At 41.3% G+C, this 16113-nt stretch carries 12 protein-coding genes; 7 read left to right on the top strand and 5 right to left on the bottom strand.

Annotated elements, in window-relative coordinates; translation table 11 throughout:
* Nucleotides 1-304 precede the first annotated feature (304 nt).
* Nucleotides 305-1681 (bottom strand): RNA-guided endonuclease IscB, encoded by a 1377-nt coding sequence (iscB, locus tag F7734_RS11275; RefSeq protein ID WP_243146814.1) that lies wholly within the window; start codon nt 1679-1681, stop codon nt 305-307.
* 905 nt (nt 1682-2586) lie between these two features.
* On the opposite strand from iscB, the gene F7734_RS60645 reads away from it, so the two are divergent.
* The 3 genes from F7734_RS60645 to glpK all read left to right on the top strand — a co-directional run bounded on the left by F7734_RS60645 (nt 2587) and on the right by glpK (nt 5396).
* Nucleotides 2587-2700, top strand: coding sequence for a helix-turn-helix domain-containing protein (locus F7734_RS60645; RefSeq protein WP_166481846.1), 114 nt, complete (start codon nt 2587-2589; stop codon nt 2698-2700).
* A 634-nt stretch (nt 2701-3334) separates the two neighbouring features.
* A complete protein-coding gene (locus tag F7734_RS11270) occupies nt 3335-3772 on the top strand; it encodes a low molecular weight phosphatase family protein (RefSeq protein WP_155744732.1) in 438 nt (145 codons plus the stop codon).
* 139 nt (nt 3773-3911) lie between these two features.
* Nucleotides 3912-5396 carry a glycerol kinase GlpK gene (gene glpK / locus F7734_RS11265; protein ID WP_155744731.1) on the top strand — a complete coding sequence of 495 codons (1485 nt, stop codon included), beginning with the start codon at nt 3912-3914 and terminating at the stop codon, nt 5394-5396.
* 374 nt (nt 5397-5770) lie between these two features.
* Here glpK and F7734_RS11255 read toward each other — a convergent pair whose 3' ends face one another.
* The 4 genes from F7734_RS11255 to F7734_RS11240 form a co-directional block, all read right to left on the bottom strand.
* A complete protein-coding gene (locus F7734_RS11255) occupies nt 5771-6073 on the bottom strand; it encodes a hypothetical protein (RefSeq protein ID WP_155744729.1) in 303 nt (100 codons plus the stop codon).
* A gap of 246 nt (nt 6074-6319) precedes the next feature.
* Nucleotides 6320-6835 (bottom strand): hypothetical protein, encoded by a 516-nt coding sequence (locus tag F7734_RS11250; RefSeq protein WP_155744728.1) that lies wholly within the window; start codon nt 6833-6835, stop codon nt 6320-6322.
* 273 nt (nt 6836-7108) lie between these two features.
* Complete coding sequence (locus tag F7734_RS11245) at nt 7109-8263, bottom strand: WD40 repeat domain-containing protein (RefSeq protein ID WP_166481845.1); 1155 nt, start codon at nt 8261-8263, stop codon at nt 7109-7111.
* A 77-nt stretch (nt 8264-8340) separates the two neighbouring features.
* The gene (locus tag F7734_RS11240) at nt 8341-9915 is read right to left on the bottom strand and encodes a substrate-binding domain-containing protein (protein ID WP_166481844.1); all 1575 of its coding nucleotides are present in this window, start codon (nt 9913-9915) and stop codon (nt 8341-8343) included.
* A gap of 1350 nt (nt 9916-11265) precedes the next feature.
* Here F7734_RS11240 and F7734_RS11235 point away from each other — a divergent pair.
* From F7734_RS11235 to F7734_RS63340, 4 genes are all read left to right on the top strand, one after another.
* On the top strand, nt 11266-12435 hold the full coding sequence (locus F7734_RS11235; protein WP_155744725.1) for an exonuclease SbcCD subunit D: 1170 nt from the start codon (nt 11266-11268) through the stop codon (nt 12433-12435).
* Nucleotides 12422-15457 carry an SMC family ATPase gene (locus F7734_RS11230; RefSeq protein WP_155744724.1) on the top strand — a complete coding sequence of 1012 codons (3036 nt, stop codon included), beginning with the start codon at nt 12422-12424 and terminating at the stop codon, nt 15455-15457. Before F7734_RS11235 ends, F7734_RS11230 begins: the two co-directional genes overlap by 14 nt.
* 151 nt (nt 15458-15608) lie before the next feature.
* On the top strand, nt 15609-15860 hold the full coding sequence (locus tag F7734_RS11225; RefSeq protein WP_017739872.1) for a UPF0175 family protein: 252 nt from the start codon (nt 15609-15611) through the stop codon (nt 15858-15860).
* Nucleotides 15853-16068: a hypothetical protein gene (locus F7734_RS63340; protein WP_243146813.1), complete on the top strand. Its 216-nt coding sequence runs from the start codon at nt 15853-15855 to the stop codon at nt 16066-16068. Before F7734_RS11225 ends, F7734_RS63340 begins: the two co-directional genes overlap by 8 nt.
* The last annotated feature ends 45 nt before the right edge of the window (nt 16069-16113 follow it).

Genomic DNA, 16113 nt, shown 5'->3' with positions numbered 1-16113 from the left:
TTTGTCTCCATCGCCAGGTTATTTAAACATACCAAAAAGATGGCGAATTTTTTTCATGACTCCTTCAAATTCAACACAAACATCTCAATCGACAACTTTACCTGTTGGAGAATCGGCAGCCTTCTTCAATTCCATCAAAATTTTGTATGGCATTGAAGCAGATTGGTGAATAATGAAATCATTAATTCTGCGAGCAAAACTGACTAAAAAATCCAAAAAAACTCGTCCCCCCTAAGACTGTTGAAAATAATAATTCTTGACTATACTGCCTTGCGAGCGTTGCTTCAAATAATTCGTCATGCTATTAGATAGCTTTAAAACGTAGTAAATTCTGGTCAATCTTAGCAAAACTGTATTCATAGCCATCAGAGCGATGAATAAGTTTTACGTATTGTTGGTCAATTGCAATTCGATGACCGCTAATTAGTACCTCTACTCCTTTAGGCGTTGGAGTTTTAACTCTGGCGCGATAAATTCCCGCTTTAATGTGTTTCCGATCTTTTAGCAGATTGCAAATCACATAATCACCTGCGGTTGCATGAGTATATTTCTGATTTTTGCTAACTAGCTTAACTTCTTTTTTACCAGTAACGGGATTCTTTTTGATGCTGGCAATCGCTGGAAAACCTTTAGCATTGACTCTTTGAGCTTGTCTTGTGCCGTGTCCAGTACAAGTAACGCGCAATGGTTGACAGATACGCAATTTAACTATTTCTGATGTTCCTACACAAGCACTATCAATCCAATGAAGTTTGGGTAATCCACTTTTAATCCGAATCATTTTAGTAGATGCACCGTCTCCACTGATTACAGGCAATCCGAATTGATGTGCCATTTCAAATATAGCTTTGCGGGTAGAGTTAACAGCAGCAGCATTGAAGCGTGATTTTTTCTGATGTGATTTAATTTTTTGGAGAATTTCTGGTTTACCCTTCAGAAATTGTTCTACTGGCTTATTCCCCTTTTTTTGATTGCATTTCTCACATGATAATGTCAGGTTTGAGAAGCGTTCGCTACCTCCCTTACTTCGTGCGTTGATGTGTTCTATTTGTAAAGGGACATCTGTCTTGCCACAATAAACACACTCCCTACCCCAATGCTCAAGCAATGCTTCGCGTAGGGTGTAGCCGAATAATGTACCTTGCTGATATTCAATGCCCTCTATATCTGGTGTCTCCATTTTCTGGAGATCGAATTTAACAGATTCAATTGCAATTGATTTAATTGGTGCTATTTTCAGCAATCTTTTAATCCAAGTCTGGGTAGTTAACAACCGATGTCGCAAACTAGGTGCTAGCCAACCATCTGGCTTTTTCCGGTCAAACCGTTTTTTCCGATAGCGAACTCTTCTAGATCTCCTAGAACGCCGAATACCTGCTCGTTTAATTAATTCCATTTTTATGGCTAGACCTCGATGCTCTAATTCCATTGCCCAGATGACTTCATTCTTATTTAAATCTACTAAGGAAATGCCTGTATAGCGGCTTCCTGGGTCGATTCTCAGTTCTAAATATGGTTCTACATTTTCATCAACATCCTTATCTAAAATTAGAGTGAATGGAAATAATTTAAGTTTTTTAGCTTTCCCCTGTGCTTGAAGAATTCTCGCTCTCACAGTTGTTGTTGGTTTTAGTATTTTTCCATTTTTACTGAGAACAAATACAGAATTGGTAATCATCATTTGATGAATCTCCCGATTGGGGTGTAGTTTGCCTTGACACTGCTTTTAAACTTCTCAAAAAGGTTCGGTGTTGCACTGTCGCAAAGCAGCCATGTTCCTCCCTCGACGCTTGAGACTGGCTAATCTCATTAAGTCATGATTTAAAAGCGGACTTAAACCTTTGCAGGTGAGACAACCTGCGCCTATGAGGGTCTCCCGACCTAGGCAACTGGCTATCCCGTTGGGGTAACATAGAATCAACAGTTCTATGCTGAGTCTGGTGAAGTCAGTTAACCGAATTACTCGGTTTCACTACGAATTCCTTCGTTTTGCCTACTTCTCTATTTGCTCTGCGCCGAGAATTCGCTCTCGTGTAGCTCTCAGTATGAATGTGATTTATGAGCTATGTTTAATTTCTCACTTTAAACTCAAGCGGGGCTATCTCCTGTACCACTGTCTCACCCAAGGGCGCAGTGATATTTTCACAAAGCATACACTCTTCCCCAGTCCGGGTGCATATTTTCACGTTTTGTACTGAATATTCAGAAGAATAGATTTTAACACTATGTACTGTCATGTGTGTAAGGTAGATTTTAACGTTTTATACAAACACCGTTAAGTCTAACATAAGGCTTTTGTTAGCGATCGCACCAAAAAGTTTATAATTTTATTACATTACTCCCTTCCCGCTAGAAGATTACCGAATGTGTATTATTAATACTACAGAATAAGACAAAAAGAATCTCTCGTTTTTATCATTAATTAAAACGAGAATAATGTGTAGTAGTTAACAAAGTTCTTTAAAAAGAGCTACTGTTGTAGTATGAAGCGACAAAACTTTGTTTGACCGTTTAGCTAGTAGCCGAATATCGTAATAATTCGGAATAATTGCTATAAGATTGGTAAAGAGCAATTATTCGGAAATTATGCCATATATTACACCTCAAGAAGCATCCAGAGTTACTGGATTTCATACAAAAACTTTAGTCAAATGGGCGGATGAAGGTAAGATAACTTATATTAAATCTGCATCAGGATAAAGGATTGCTAACTTATACAGTCAAGCAACTAAAACTGCTCCTAAAAAATGTTTGACCAGAAGTTGAACGGGCAACGCCAGCTCAATGGCAAGAAATTTGTGAGAAGATGACGGTTTTGGTTGGGCAGTGGCAAGCTCTTGAGCAACCGCGTAGCAGGAAAGGACTGCAATTTTATTGGTTAAGCGATTAGATTGGGGGAACCGCAAACAATACTAACACTTACGTTAGTATTGCTATAAAGCCTTGACTTGTATGCAAAGACGTGTTTACGAGTGTTTGGATTGAGCCAAAATCTGCAAAGCGTTTCTCGCTAGTTTTGGTCATTCTTTAAGTGTAAATTAATCGCCCTCAGAAAGTCAACGTTCCATTCGTTAACAAATATTAAAATTTCTTCAGATCTGGTAATCTTTTGCCCTGAAGTTAACGAGGTAAACAAACCTCCTCAAAAAGGCGAGCATTGGGTAGGATTGACTAGTTATCTCTTATGAACTTATTAATAAAAACAACAACAACAGCGTAGCGCCTTTTGTTTCCCATTTAATAAATTGAAAAGTAGCCTAGATACGTTGCAAATTACCTCATTTGCCAGTAAAAAGCACTCGTAGGCTTACTGAAAATCATTTGGTGATTCTCAATGAAGAAAATCTTGTTCCTTTGTACAGGTAACTACTATCGTAGCCGCTTTGCCGAACATCTTTTTAATTGGTTGGCAACGAAGCAGGGGTTAGATTGGCAGGCTGATTCACGAGGCTTGGCACTTGAGCGGGGTGTAAACAATATCGGACCGATTTCCCGTTATGCGCTTGAGGCTTTAGCAGTGCGCTTGGTTAATGTAACTGAGGATGAACGGTTTCCTCAGCCAGCAAGTGAGCAAGATTTTCAAGCATCTGCTAGAGTTATCGCCCTAGATGAGTTAGAACACAGACCACTGATAAATGAGCGGTTTCCTCAATGGGCAGATAAAATTGAATACTGGCTAGTTCACGATATAGATAAAACCTCTGCGCTAGAAGCCCTTGGTCAAATTGAAAAAAACTTATTTCAACTTATAGAACAATTAGCTCAAAGTTAGCCATTTTTCAAGGCATCTCTTAGTTTGGTCTTTTGAATTTCATACTTAATAATGACAACGCCGATTAAGTTGGAGTTCTCTGATACTCAATCAAAATTTTTACCCCGTTCTTATTACAAACAAATTCGAGATATATCCCATGACTAAATATATTCTGGCATTCGACCAAGGCACCACCAGCTCGCGCTCTGCTATATTTGACCGCAATGGAGAGATCCTAACCATTGCTCAGAAAGAATTTCAACAAATCTTTCCGCAGCCCGGTTGGGTAGAACATGATGCAGATGAAATCTGGTCTTCTCAAATTGGCGTTGCTAATGAAGCTTTAGCTCGCATTGGGATCAAAGCTGGAGATATTGCTGCTATTGGTATTACCAATCAACGAGAAACGACGGTAGTTTGGGATCGAAAAACAGGCAAGCCAATTCATCATGCGATCGTTTGGCAAGATCGCCGCACGGCTGCTTACTGCGATGAACTTAAGGCGGCTGGACATGAGCCAACGTTCCAGAAAAAAACGGGATTGGTGATCGATGCTTACTTTAGCGGCACTAAACTCAAGTGGTTGCTTGATAATGTGCCTTATGCTCGCGAAAAAGCCGAGCGTGGAGAACTGGCATTTGGAACCGTCGATAGCTGGTTGATTTGGAAACTCACTCAGGGGGAACTCCACATCACAGATGTGACTAATGCTAGCAGGACGTTGTTGTTCAATATTCACACTCAGCAGTGGGACTCGGAATTATTGTCCATTCTCGATATTCCCCCTTCTCTTCTTCCCCAAGTGCAGAGTTCGTCAGAAGTATATGGGTATACATCTGAAGGTCTTTTCGGTAGTCGCATTCCCATTGCTGGAATTGCCGGAGACCAGCAGGCTGCAACCTTTGGGCAGGCATCGTTGCAATGTGGCATGGTAAAAAATACTTACGGTACAGGCTGCTTTATGCTACTGAATACAGGTAATAAGCCGATGCAATCTCATCACAAGCTGCTGACCACGATCGCGTGGAGCATAAGTGGACGAACCAATTATGCTCTAGAAGGCAGCGTATTCATTGCTGGGGCCGTTGTGCAATGGTTACGCGATGGACTTGGAATTATTAAGCACAGCGCGGATGTGGAACCGTTAGCTGGCAGTGTTCCTGATAATGATGGCGTGTATTTTGTACCTGCCTTCGTTGGTTTGGGCGCACCTTATTGGGACAGCTACGCTCGTGGCACGATTGTGGGTTTAAGTCGCGGCTCAACGGCTGCCCATATCGCCCGTGCAGCGCTAGAAAGTATTGCTTATCAAACAGCTGATGTGATTGATGCGATGCGTCAGGATTCTCAGCTTGCTCTGTGTGAACTGCGCGTAGATGGTGGTGCTTCCCGCAACGATCTGCTGATGCAGTTTCAGGCTGATATTTTGGGTGTGCCCGTTGTCCGTCCAAAAATCACCGAAACGACTGCCTTGGGAGCTGCTTATCTGGCAGGACTCGCTGTTGGCTACTGGGAAAGCGAAGCCGAAATTGTGCAGCAGTGGCAGGTTGAGAAACGGTTTGAGCCAACAATGAGCGACGATCGTCGTTTAACACTACTAGACTCGTGGCGGCAGGCGATCGCCCAAACACGGCATAGGTAGAGAGTAGGGGAAACAGGGGAGGCTCTTGGAGCAAGGGCATCCTAAACTCCATGGCTCCTGTCTTCTAGCTTTTAGCACGACGCACGCGAGCGCTCTTTAGCGCGATTTAATAATATGACTATCATTATCTTGCTGCCGGATACTTGCTTCATCATGAAGCAACAGCTGATTCAATACTGCAAGGGCTGAGAGAAATTGTAGGTTGGGTTGAGCACAAGCGTTACCCAACAAATGCCGATAAATGTTGGGTTTCGTTCCTCAAACGCCAGTCCCCTACGGAGGGAAACCCTCCTTCAGGGCTGGCTCCCCAACCTACGTAATTGCGTGTTTTTATGCAAAACCTACGCAGTATTGACAGCTGATTCCAGCGCTAATTAAAGAGCGTTATAGCCTAGTGCATCAATACCTACAGTTCTTGACGCGATAACACCGATAAGCACTACAAAACCGAGCACTCTACGAAAATAATTAACACCTTGAAATAATTCCAGCCATGCCCAAGTAAATAAAGAGCCAAAAGCCAGCCAGTCTAACACTGTACTGATGCCCCCTGTCGGAAAAATGAGTTTCAGTAAACTAGATGCTATCCAAACAATAAGTGGTGGGTTTGGCATCTGAGCTAAAACAATTTTGCCATTACTGTCACGGAATATTTTATCAAATAATGTATTTTTCATAACAAGTGCCAACAATGATTGACTTAACAAAACTTTACTTTTAATTAAAACATTTAGGTTGCTCTCTTACAAGCACCATCATGCTGAGATTGAAAGTGCTAAAGGATATTCCTTGAGACTGATAGTATTGTGTAAGTTGGGGAGCCACAAAAAGTGCTCTGGGTTCCACCAGTTGAGTGAAGTGGCGTTTGAGGAACGAAACCGAACAATAAGGGTTCAATGTTGGGTTGAGGAACGAAACCCAACCTACTGTTGAAGTGCGTATTCTTTCAATTTCTCCCATCCCAACCTTTGAGCCACAGAAAGGGTAATGGTCTTTCCATTACGAAATAATACGTATTCAAATCCGTTGTCATCTGAATTGACATCCGCAATGATTTCATTTCTTATATCTCTCCCCCAAGCTTTGAGAGATTGCTCCCAAAAAATTTCACAAGGACTTTTAAATTTAGGATTATTTAAGTATTCGTCTTTCCAGTAACGTGAATCCCAACGGTTGTATAATGCTTTAATTAAAGCCATGTTTGGATTTTCTAGAGTCTGGGAGTTTTCTTCTAACCAATACCAATACGCGATAGTGGCACGGAGGGCATCCTCGAAACCATCCAGACAATTCAGAAGTGCTTCTTGAACATCCTCTTGAGAAAAATCCACACCAATATATGCTAAAGCGTACTTATACTTAGTGAAGATTTCGTCTTTGGCTTCCAGTTCTTCAACGCTAAATTCATAAGCTTGATTAAATGACTTTAAGCGAAGCATTTATATATAGGTAGGCACACACATCTATATTATAGGAATCATAAATGATTTATCCAAAATTTTAAGTACTAGGGCTATTTTCTGTACCCACCAGTAATGTTTCTGCACCTGGAGAGTAAACACCCAGTATTTCCAAAATCTCTATTACTGAAGGTTTCTGCGCTTGGTGGGTCAATGAATAGTACTGTTTCCGAATCCAAGATTTTTACGTTTTTTACTGGTGGGTATTACATTACTAGGGCTATTCTCACAACTAGGACATACCCGTAACTACTACAAACCAATTCCAACAGAATCAGAAGGCTTGACAGGAACGCGAGGTGAAGGAGATGGTAATAACCTCCAAACTTTAATTGTTTTATCGCCGCTACCACTTATCACCATTTGCCCGTTGGGACTGAAAGTAACAGCATAAACTCCCCCTCCATGACCCTCAAAAGTGCGAAGCAGTTTCCCTGTCTTCAAACTCCACAGTTGAACTCTCCGTGCGTGACCCCCACTGGCAAAAACCAGCCCATTGGGAGCGATCGCAACACTTTCTACAGTCCCAAGATGGGCTGAAAAATTGTGGAGTAATTTTCTCGTTTGCATGTCCCAAACTTTGAGATTTTTGCCATCTGTTTGTGGAAGGGATTGGAAACGATCGTCACCACCACTATTAACCAGAGTTTGTCCATCAGGTGCGATCGCAACTGCAGTTACCCCAGAGGATTTTTGAGGAGGAACGAGACTCCACAACTGTTTACCCGTAATTAAGTTCCATAACGTAATTTTGCCATCATTATGACCCGCGAACAAAGTTTCACCATCGCGACTAACGGTAAGAGCAAAAGCCCCCGATTGCAAAGTGCGGAGTAGCTTTCCATTTGCCATATCCCACACCTTAACTATATCTAAACTCCCAGTAACAATTCGTCCATCTGAAGTTATGGCAATTGCTGTCACTCCACCTTTATGACCATTCAAAGTGCGTAGCAACTGTCCTTTTTTCAAGTCCCACAGCTTAACTGTTCCATCCATACCACCACTTACCAGAGTTTGTCCATCTGGACTAATGGCAATAGACTTGACTCCTGTTGAATGACTTGACAAAGAACTCAGTAACTGTCCTGTTTGAAAATTCCACAACTTAACCGTTCCGTCATCACCACCACTAGCGAGAGTTAGCCCATCTCCAGCAATAGCCACAGCACGAACAGGAGCTGTATGTCCAACAAAAGTGCGAATCAATTGACTGTTTTTTTGCTGAAGTGGAGCAACAGGATTTTGACCAGTCATCAGTGACCAGTGACCAGTGACCAGACTAGCATTGATAGGATAGAAACTGGTCACGGAAAGAGGAGTCACACCATTTTGAAAAAAAGATGCAACACGCGAAAGCTGTAGGAGTGTAGTGCTTTGTACCCCTACCAGAAATAGCAGCGCCATCGCTGTCCTAACATTTAACTTCCGTATCATTATGGCGATCGAGATATCTTAATGTATCAATTGACTCCATAACCATCTCACTGTTCCACCGATCGCTGGTCACTGATTACCGAATCATCCAGTAATTCGGAACACAAATCTGGTTCTGTAGTTCCCTCCTGTGACAAATTTGTGACAAATGCAGCAATCTCTGAGAATTTAGGATACAAAGGAGTCACAACTGCCACTGGTGCTTCCCAATCTAAATCTAATGCTTTGTCATCGGCAGGGAAATCATTATTTGTAGTTGCTGGCTCAGTTTTGGTGCTTTCGGAAATATGAACCTCTGCATCGTTAACAACCTCTGTTGATGGTTGCACGTCTGTTGTGACTTCTTCAGACTCTTGCTGCTCAACGGGTGTAGACGAAGTTGCATCTTGAGTTAATTGTTCTTGTTCATCAGCCGCCAGTTCATCCCAAACATCTGGTAAAGGAGGGTACAAAACCTTTTGTGATGAAGTTTGTCCTTGAGATGAATTGGGAGACAATATGACTCCCGATTGGAAATCCTCATCTTGTCGCGATCGTCTTTTACAAGAACGCCATAAAATTAAACCACCTAAACTTAGAGGTATCATTAGCCAAAACACAGAAGCTGTTTCTTGTGAGTTGTTACGATTCTCAGGAGGAGGTGCAAACGCTCGATGGCTGGGAGAAACCAATTCTGCAGTCTCCATTGGGATGACAGAATTGGTGGGTGGTGGGGTAGGTGTCGCCTCAGAGCCAGGTGAAATAGTAGGGTTAGTTGTGACTGAAGTTAGGTTTGAGAGACTTGTGCTTTTGATAACCATCCCTGCTAAACTTTGGTCTACAGTCACGGGTTGACTGTCCTTAGCATTTTCTATAGCTTGCTTTCCTTCAGGCGTTTTGGCAAAAGTCAGAAAACGACTTGCAGGTGAGCTAGGGTTTTTCTTGTAAACGTATACTAAGGGCAATGAAAAAGGATACTTAGAGTCTTTTGGCAAAGTCCCGTGTATTGGAACAACTCTTACACCTTGCAGTTGCAACGCTCGCTCTGCGTTGATATAACTAATACCGTCTTTGCCCAATTGCTTCACCAGTTCTTCGGTGTCCTCTTCCGTTACCTTGATTGTATTGGAACTTGTGGGAAAGCCCTTTGATTTCAAGACAGAATATCCCTGCAACGCTTGGCGTATCTCGCTTGATTCTGGGCGATCGATAAAACGAATCTTACCTTGAGTGCGTCCCAACCGCGACCAGTTTGTCGTTCTTCCACGAACAATTCTGGCAAATTGTTTAATTGTCAGACTACCCTTAAAAGGATTATCTTTCCCTACCACAATGGCAATTTTTTCACGTCGCAAGCGAACTAATTCCAAACCTTGGGCTTTTTCATCTGGTGTCAAACCACGTCCAATTGCTGCTATATCAATATTTCCATCTTGCAGAGCTTTGAGTGCAGCCTCAGTTCCACTAGCAGCCACCTCAACTTCTGTACCAGAAACCCGTTTTTCAAAACCTTGTTTCAACGTTTGATTGATTGGTAACATTCTATCCGAACCATCAATCCGTACCTTAAGACCACTGAGAGTTTCTGGAGGGGGGGAAGATGAAGCCTCAGGAGAAGATTGCGCCTGTGAGAACTCCGACATAAAAAGATCTGTTACTGGGGTAAGAATTAATGCCAGCAGTAAAGAGAAACTTATTGTCGAACTATCTTTTTTTTCTTGTTGCCACATATGCCCCATGTCAAGGTAGCGGAATTCAAAGGTCTACCAGTCTCAAGTCGTATTTTTCTGGTTTAAGATGCATTAATTATACAACCCTGTCAATGTTTTTTCCGGGGAGGAATCTACTTATGTAAATCCTAACCCTAGTTCACTGTACACTCTCAAAGCCATAGAAATTTAATACTTATTTTTTCTTAATCGTTTTTCTTAAACTTTTTCTAGAGCCATACAGTTCAATTAGCATTAAAAACAGCACCCAAGGTTTAGTTGGATTGAAGAACAAAACCCAACTTCATTAAACATTCCTTAACCCAGTTAATAGTCACTAGTTATCGGGCACTATTGATTATGCCAAATGACTGAAAAAATAACTATAAAACCCCCGGTTGTAAGCCGGAGGGATTGGGTTTTGTCTTATGCTGTGAGTCTTAATACAAGACCTCATTTGTTGTCAAAGATATTCTTTTCCCAATCCCAATAGTTGCCAATTTGCCAAATCAACAGTGACTAGCGAGCAATGACCAGCTAATTATTATATGTAAAAGTAGAGTATTTTATCTTTTTTGCATAAGTAAGTTGAGAGACTTCTATAGTAAATGTAACTATTTATTTGTCACTTGTGACTGATTGGCGATCGCTAAAATTTTCTCTCCTTTTTTTACCCATAACAAAACCCTAGATTATAAATCTAGGGCATCCGGTGTTGCAAAGATGATGTGCATGACGATTTCTTTTATTAATCTATCCTTAGAGTTTTATAAAAAATTGCCAATTTGACCAAAATAATTATCTTCATAAAATCTTTCAATTTATTAAGTTTTCTTATTTTCAGGAAAAAATCATAATTGATTTTCCGTCTTTTTTCTCTTATAGACAATTCCCAAATAGAAAAATGGTAGGAAATCGTAATGAGTGCCTATTTTTTAGTAAGCGTACAGCCACCAGATCAAAATGAACCCAACTTCCACAGAGCAATCAGGCTTTAGTTAACATATAGTTTTGGTTGCCTCAATGCAAACTTTTGTAACAAATCTTGCTTTAATTCCCACTTTTTGAATAAAAAGATGATCGAGGTGGCTCACCGATTTTAGTAAAACTTACCCACTGACAAGATAAACGAGATGTAGGTTAGCGCAATAAAAATGAAGGGAATATACTAGATTCCTAATAGGGAATTTTATGTTGAGACGGAAGTAATCCAAAATCTAAAATCCAAAATCTAAAATCCAAAATCCAAAATCCAAAATCCAAAATCTAAAATCCAAAATATATATGCGCTTAATCCATACCTCTGATTGGCATTTAGGAAAACGACTCAAAGGTGAAGACCGCACGCCGGAAATTGCGGCTGCATTAGATGAATTACTCAAGCAAGCAAAAGAGCGACAGGTGGATGCTGTTTTAGTAGCAGGTGATATTTATGATGTCCCAAATCCACCTGCAGAAGCCGAACAAGTTGCTTATAATTTTTTCTGCAAGCTGAAAGAGGCAAAAATTCCAGCAATTGCGATCGCAGGAAATCATGACTCTGCTTTTCGTATTGATGGGATCGCAAAACTGCTCTCATTTGTGGGAGTCCAAGCATTAGGTAGACCCCAACCGCCGAATAAAGGGGGCGTTATTCACGTTGATACTCCTGCTGGAAAGTTATGCGTTGCAGCAATGCCATTTGCCTCCGAACGTAGATTATTGAAATATGAAGATTTGTGGGATAAAGATGATTTAGAACAACGCCAACATTACCGCTTTCAGGTTCAAAAACTCTTAGGTAAATTAGCAACTCAGTTCCGAGATGATAGCGTTAATGTTATCATGGCACACATGACAATTGAAGGAGCTTTACGTGCTTACTCAGAGGTAGATTACTATACACGAGATACTTATGTCATTTCCGGGCAAACTTTACCACCTACAGCCCAGTATATTGCCCTCGGTCACATTCACAAACCCCAAAAAATTTCTCACGCCGCACCGACTTGTTACGCAGGATCTTTAATTCAGATTGATTTTGGCGAAGCTGGAGAAGACAAAGGATTTTATCTCGTTGATGTAGAACCGGGACGTCCTGCAAAACCTGAATTTATCCCTCTTCCTTGCCAAAAACCGTTAAAAATTGTTAAATGTCATGAAAACGATTTAGAAGACACTTTAGAAGCCCATCGGACGCATCCAGGATTTTTAAAGTTGGTAGTTGAACTCACTGCACCCAAAACGGGTTTAGCGGAAATGGTGCGAAAGGTTTGTCCCCAGACATTGATTGTTGAGCCTCATTATTTAAAAACCGAGCAAGAAATTTCTACTGAGTACCGCGAAGACAATCATTTTGACGCTGTAGAAGAGTATCGTCGCTACTACTTGCATCGTCATGAAACAACAGTACCGCCATCGGTGTTAGAAGCATTTGAAAAACTATATCAGGAGATGAGTGATGCGAGCGCTTGAATTATCCCTTGAAGGTTTTACCAGTTTTCGCTCTCGCGAAACTCTCGATTTTTCCGAACTCGATCTGTTTGCCATCACAGGACCAACGGGTGCAGGCAAAACTTCTCTTCTTGATGCTATCACTTTTGCACTTTACGGTCATGTGGCTCGATTTGGCAAGGATGCGACTGCTAAAGAACTGGTGAGTCTTGGAAGCCAAAATCTCAAAGTCAGTTTTCGCTTCTCAGTGCGTGGAGTGGAGTATCGGGTGACTCGGACTTGGCGGGAGCGTCCTAAAACTCCTGAGAGTAAAGTTCTGTTGGAATGGTTGCAAAATGGCGATTGGGAAAAATTGGAGACAAAAAATGTCACCAAGCGAGTCGAGCAAGTGTTGGCGATGGATTATGAAACGTTTACTCGTGTCATTTTATTGCCTCAAGGGAAATTTGATGAATTTATAAAAGGAAATAGAGCTAAACGTCGGGAAATTTTGCGAGATTTAGCTGGCTTTCAGATTTTTGAAAGAATGCGCCAACAGGCTCAGGGACAAGCTGATAGCCTTAAAAAGGAATATCAAATTCTTGAGCGTCAGTTGGAGGAGTTAGAGTTACCCCCAGCAGAGCTATATGCTGAAAAACAACAGCAGTGCAAGGCTATTGAACAGCAGATACCTGGCTTCAATGAAGCAGTTTTCAAAGCACAAAAAGCTCTGGATGAAGAGGAAACTCTGTTACAGCAAATAGAGCGTTTAGACGATCTGCGATCGCAGTTAGAGCAACTGATTGCTAAATCTGGAAAAATTGAAGAGTATAAATTACGGTTGCAAAAATCCCAAGCTGCTGACCAAATTAAGGACACTTATGCTTTGGTGAAAGCTGCTAGAGACAGATTCAAAAAAGCACAGGCTGATGTTGTGTCAACAGAAAAGAATTTCAGTCAAGCCACTCAGGAATTAGAGCAAAATAAAGCAAAAATCAATGAATTTACAGAATACCAAAAACAGGTAGAACCTCAGTTTAAGGCGAGAGAAGAAGCTTTAACCTCAGCGAGAAATTACGAAGAACAAAGACAACAGCATCAAGCGGAATTAACTCACAACCGTCAAACACTCACCCAAAGACAGAAGAACCTAGCTTTAGCCAAGCAGGAATTAAGCGATGCTGAGAAGAAACTGCAAGCAGCTAGCCAGCAAGTTGAAGAAGCAGAAAAGGAACTGACTCAATATTCTCCAGGTGGTACTCGTTTAGAACAACTTCAGGAAGTTTCACAACGGCTTGGTTCTTATAAGTTATTACAGGAACAAACCGAGAATTTTCGTAAAAAATTAGAGAAAATAACTTTAGAACGACAAAAATTAGAGAAAAAATATCAGGAAAATCTGGCAAAATTAGAAAAAGCCAAATTAGTTTTTCAAGAAAATCAGCAACTTTTACAAGAAGCAGAAACAGCCAATCATCTGGCATTGCAAAGTAACCATGCCGCTGCTTTACGTCAGACGTTACACGATGGTGATAACTGTCCTGTTTGCAATGGAACATATATAACAGCACAGTTGCTAAGTTTACCAGAAATTGAGCAAGTTGATACAACAGAATTATTATCTCAGAAAGATGAAGCAGAAAAAGATTATAAGGCAACTGAGAAAGCTGTTGCTATATCCGAAACCACTTTAGAAAACTCCAAGCAAAAAGAAACAGAATCTCAACAGGAATTAGCCAAGTCTGAGGAGCAATTAGCTAAGTTACAACAGGAAATTAGCTCTGTACTGGAAACAGATGGTTGGGAAATCAATGCATTGAACAAAGAGTTTAAAGAACTACAAGAAAGCGATCGCTTGTATCATCAAACGTTAGCCAAGCAAAAAGATGCAGCAGCACGAGTGCGCGAAACCCAACAAGCATTAGAAGCTAGTCGCAAGACTCATACAACAGCTTCAGAAGAATGTAACCAGGCTCAACAGGAAGTTCAACGTTGGGAACAGCAGTTACAGGAAGTGGAAACCAAACTGCATGAGATCGCTGGAGGTAAATCCTACGTAGAATTGCAAACAGAATTAGAAAAAGACAAGCAGAAACTGGAAAAACAACTGAAACAGGTTACTGAGGCTTATCAAGCTGCAGAGAAAAAAGCGATTCGGTATGAGGCTGAAGATAAAAAAGTCCGTGATGATGCAGATGCAGCACGTCTTCAAGAACAACAGCTAGAATCCACTTGGCAAGTTGCACTTGTTTCTGAAGGATTTACTGAGGAAAGTTTTCTAGCAGCGCGGGCTGATTCCAAACAACAAACTTTTTGGAAAGGAGAGATTTCAGATTATGAGACTGCTAGAGTGGACGTAGAAACACGAGTTGAAGTGGCAAAGTCACAGGTGGGCGATCGCACCACAAACTCAGGTACTATCCAATCTTTGCATGATGCCAAAATTGCAGCCGATGGACAACTCAAACAAGCACAAAATCAACTGGCTCAATTAATGGCTTGGATACAAGATGCTCAATCAAAGCAGAAGCAAGCAGAAAAACGACAAGAGGAATTGTCTTCCGTGAGGACACAAGTCGATACTTATACGAATCTCGCTCGCAGCCTCAAAACAGATGAATTTCAAGCATTTGCTTTGGAACATTTAGAAAGAGAATTAGTAACTCGTGCAACCCATGTTTTGCAACAACTCACAGATTCTCGTTATGCGCTGAGAATTCAAGAGGGAGATTACTTGGTTGAAGATAATTGGAATGGTGGTGAATTGAGACGAGTACAAACTCTTTCAGGTGGTGAAACATTTGCTGCATCTCTTTCCATGGCACTTGCTTTGTCAGAGAAGTTATCCATGGGTGCAGAATTGGGCAGTTTATTTTTAGATGAAGGATTTGGAACTTTGGATGCAGATACGCTAGAAACTGTCTATCAAATTTTACAATCTTTACAACAGCAAGACCGATTGATTGGAGTCATTACTCATGTTAAGGCACTGGGAGAGCGATTGCCACAAGTCAAGGTTTATAAACGTCCAGAGGGATCGAAGCTAGAAGTTGAGATATTTTAATGTTGCATAACCAGTTACTCTTCAGTTTGTTAGCCCAAGAGTGGAAGGAGAACGGCTATGGTTGTGTAAATTAGGTGATCGCTATCCTGCTTGGACTGGTGTAAGCCATAATCAAGAAAGAATGAGGAACCAGGAACACTAGAGGCGAACCATGCATATTTTATCCCTTCATTATCCCGATGACTTACTCATTACCTCCGGCAAATCACCCCAAGCATTAGAAGCAGAACTCACATTTTTGCTCGCAGTCAAACTATTTGAGCTACGCCGACTATCGCTTGGTAAAGCCGCCGCCTTTTGCAGTATGAACAAACCTCAGTTTATGTACGAACTAGGGCGTTTGCATATCCCGGTTATCAACCTAGATGATGACCAAATCGCCGAGGAATTGCGCGATGATTAACTCTGTCATTGTTGCCGATAGTAGCCCCCTTATCTCCTTATCAATTATCGGGCAACTGGAGCTTCTACCCCAACTGTATCAGCGAATATTACTTCCCCCAACCGTGTGGGATGAAGTAACAGTCCAAGGTGTAGGTTTACCTGGCGCACAAGCAGTCAGTCAATTAACTTGGTTAGAAATTCAAACCCCTGAAGCCTTGGTACTATAACCATTATCAATCCTAGTCGATCGTGGAGAAGCTGAAGCTATTGCC

The organism is Scytonema sp. UIC 10036, from assembly GCF_009725235.1.
The sequence above is the reverse complement of the archived record's forward strand: the minus strand, read 5'-3'. Positions and strand labels throughout refer to the sequence as shown.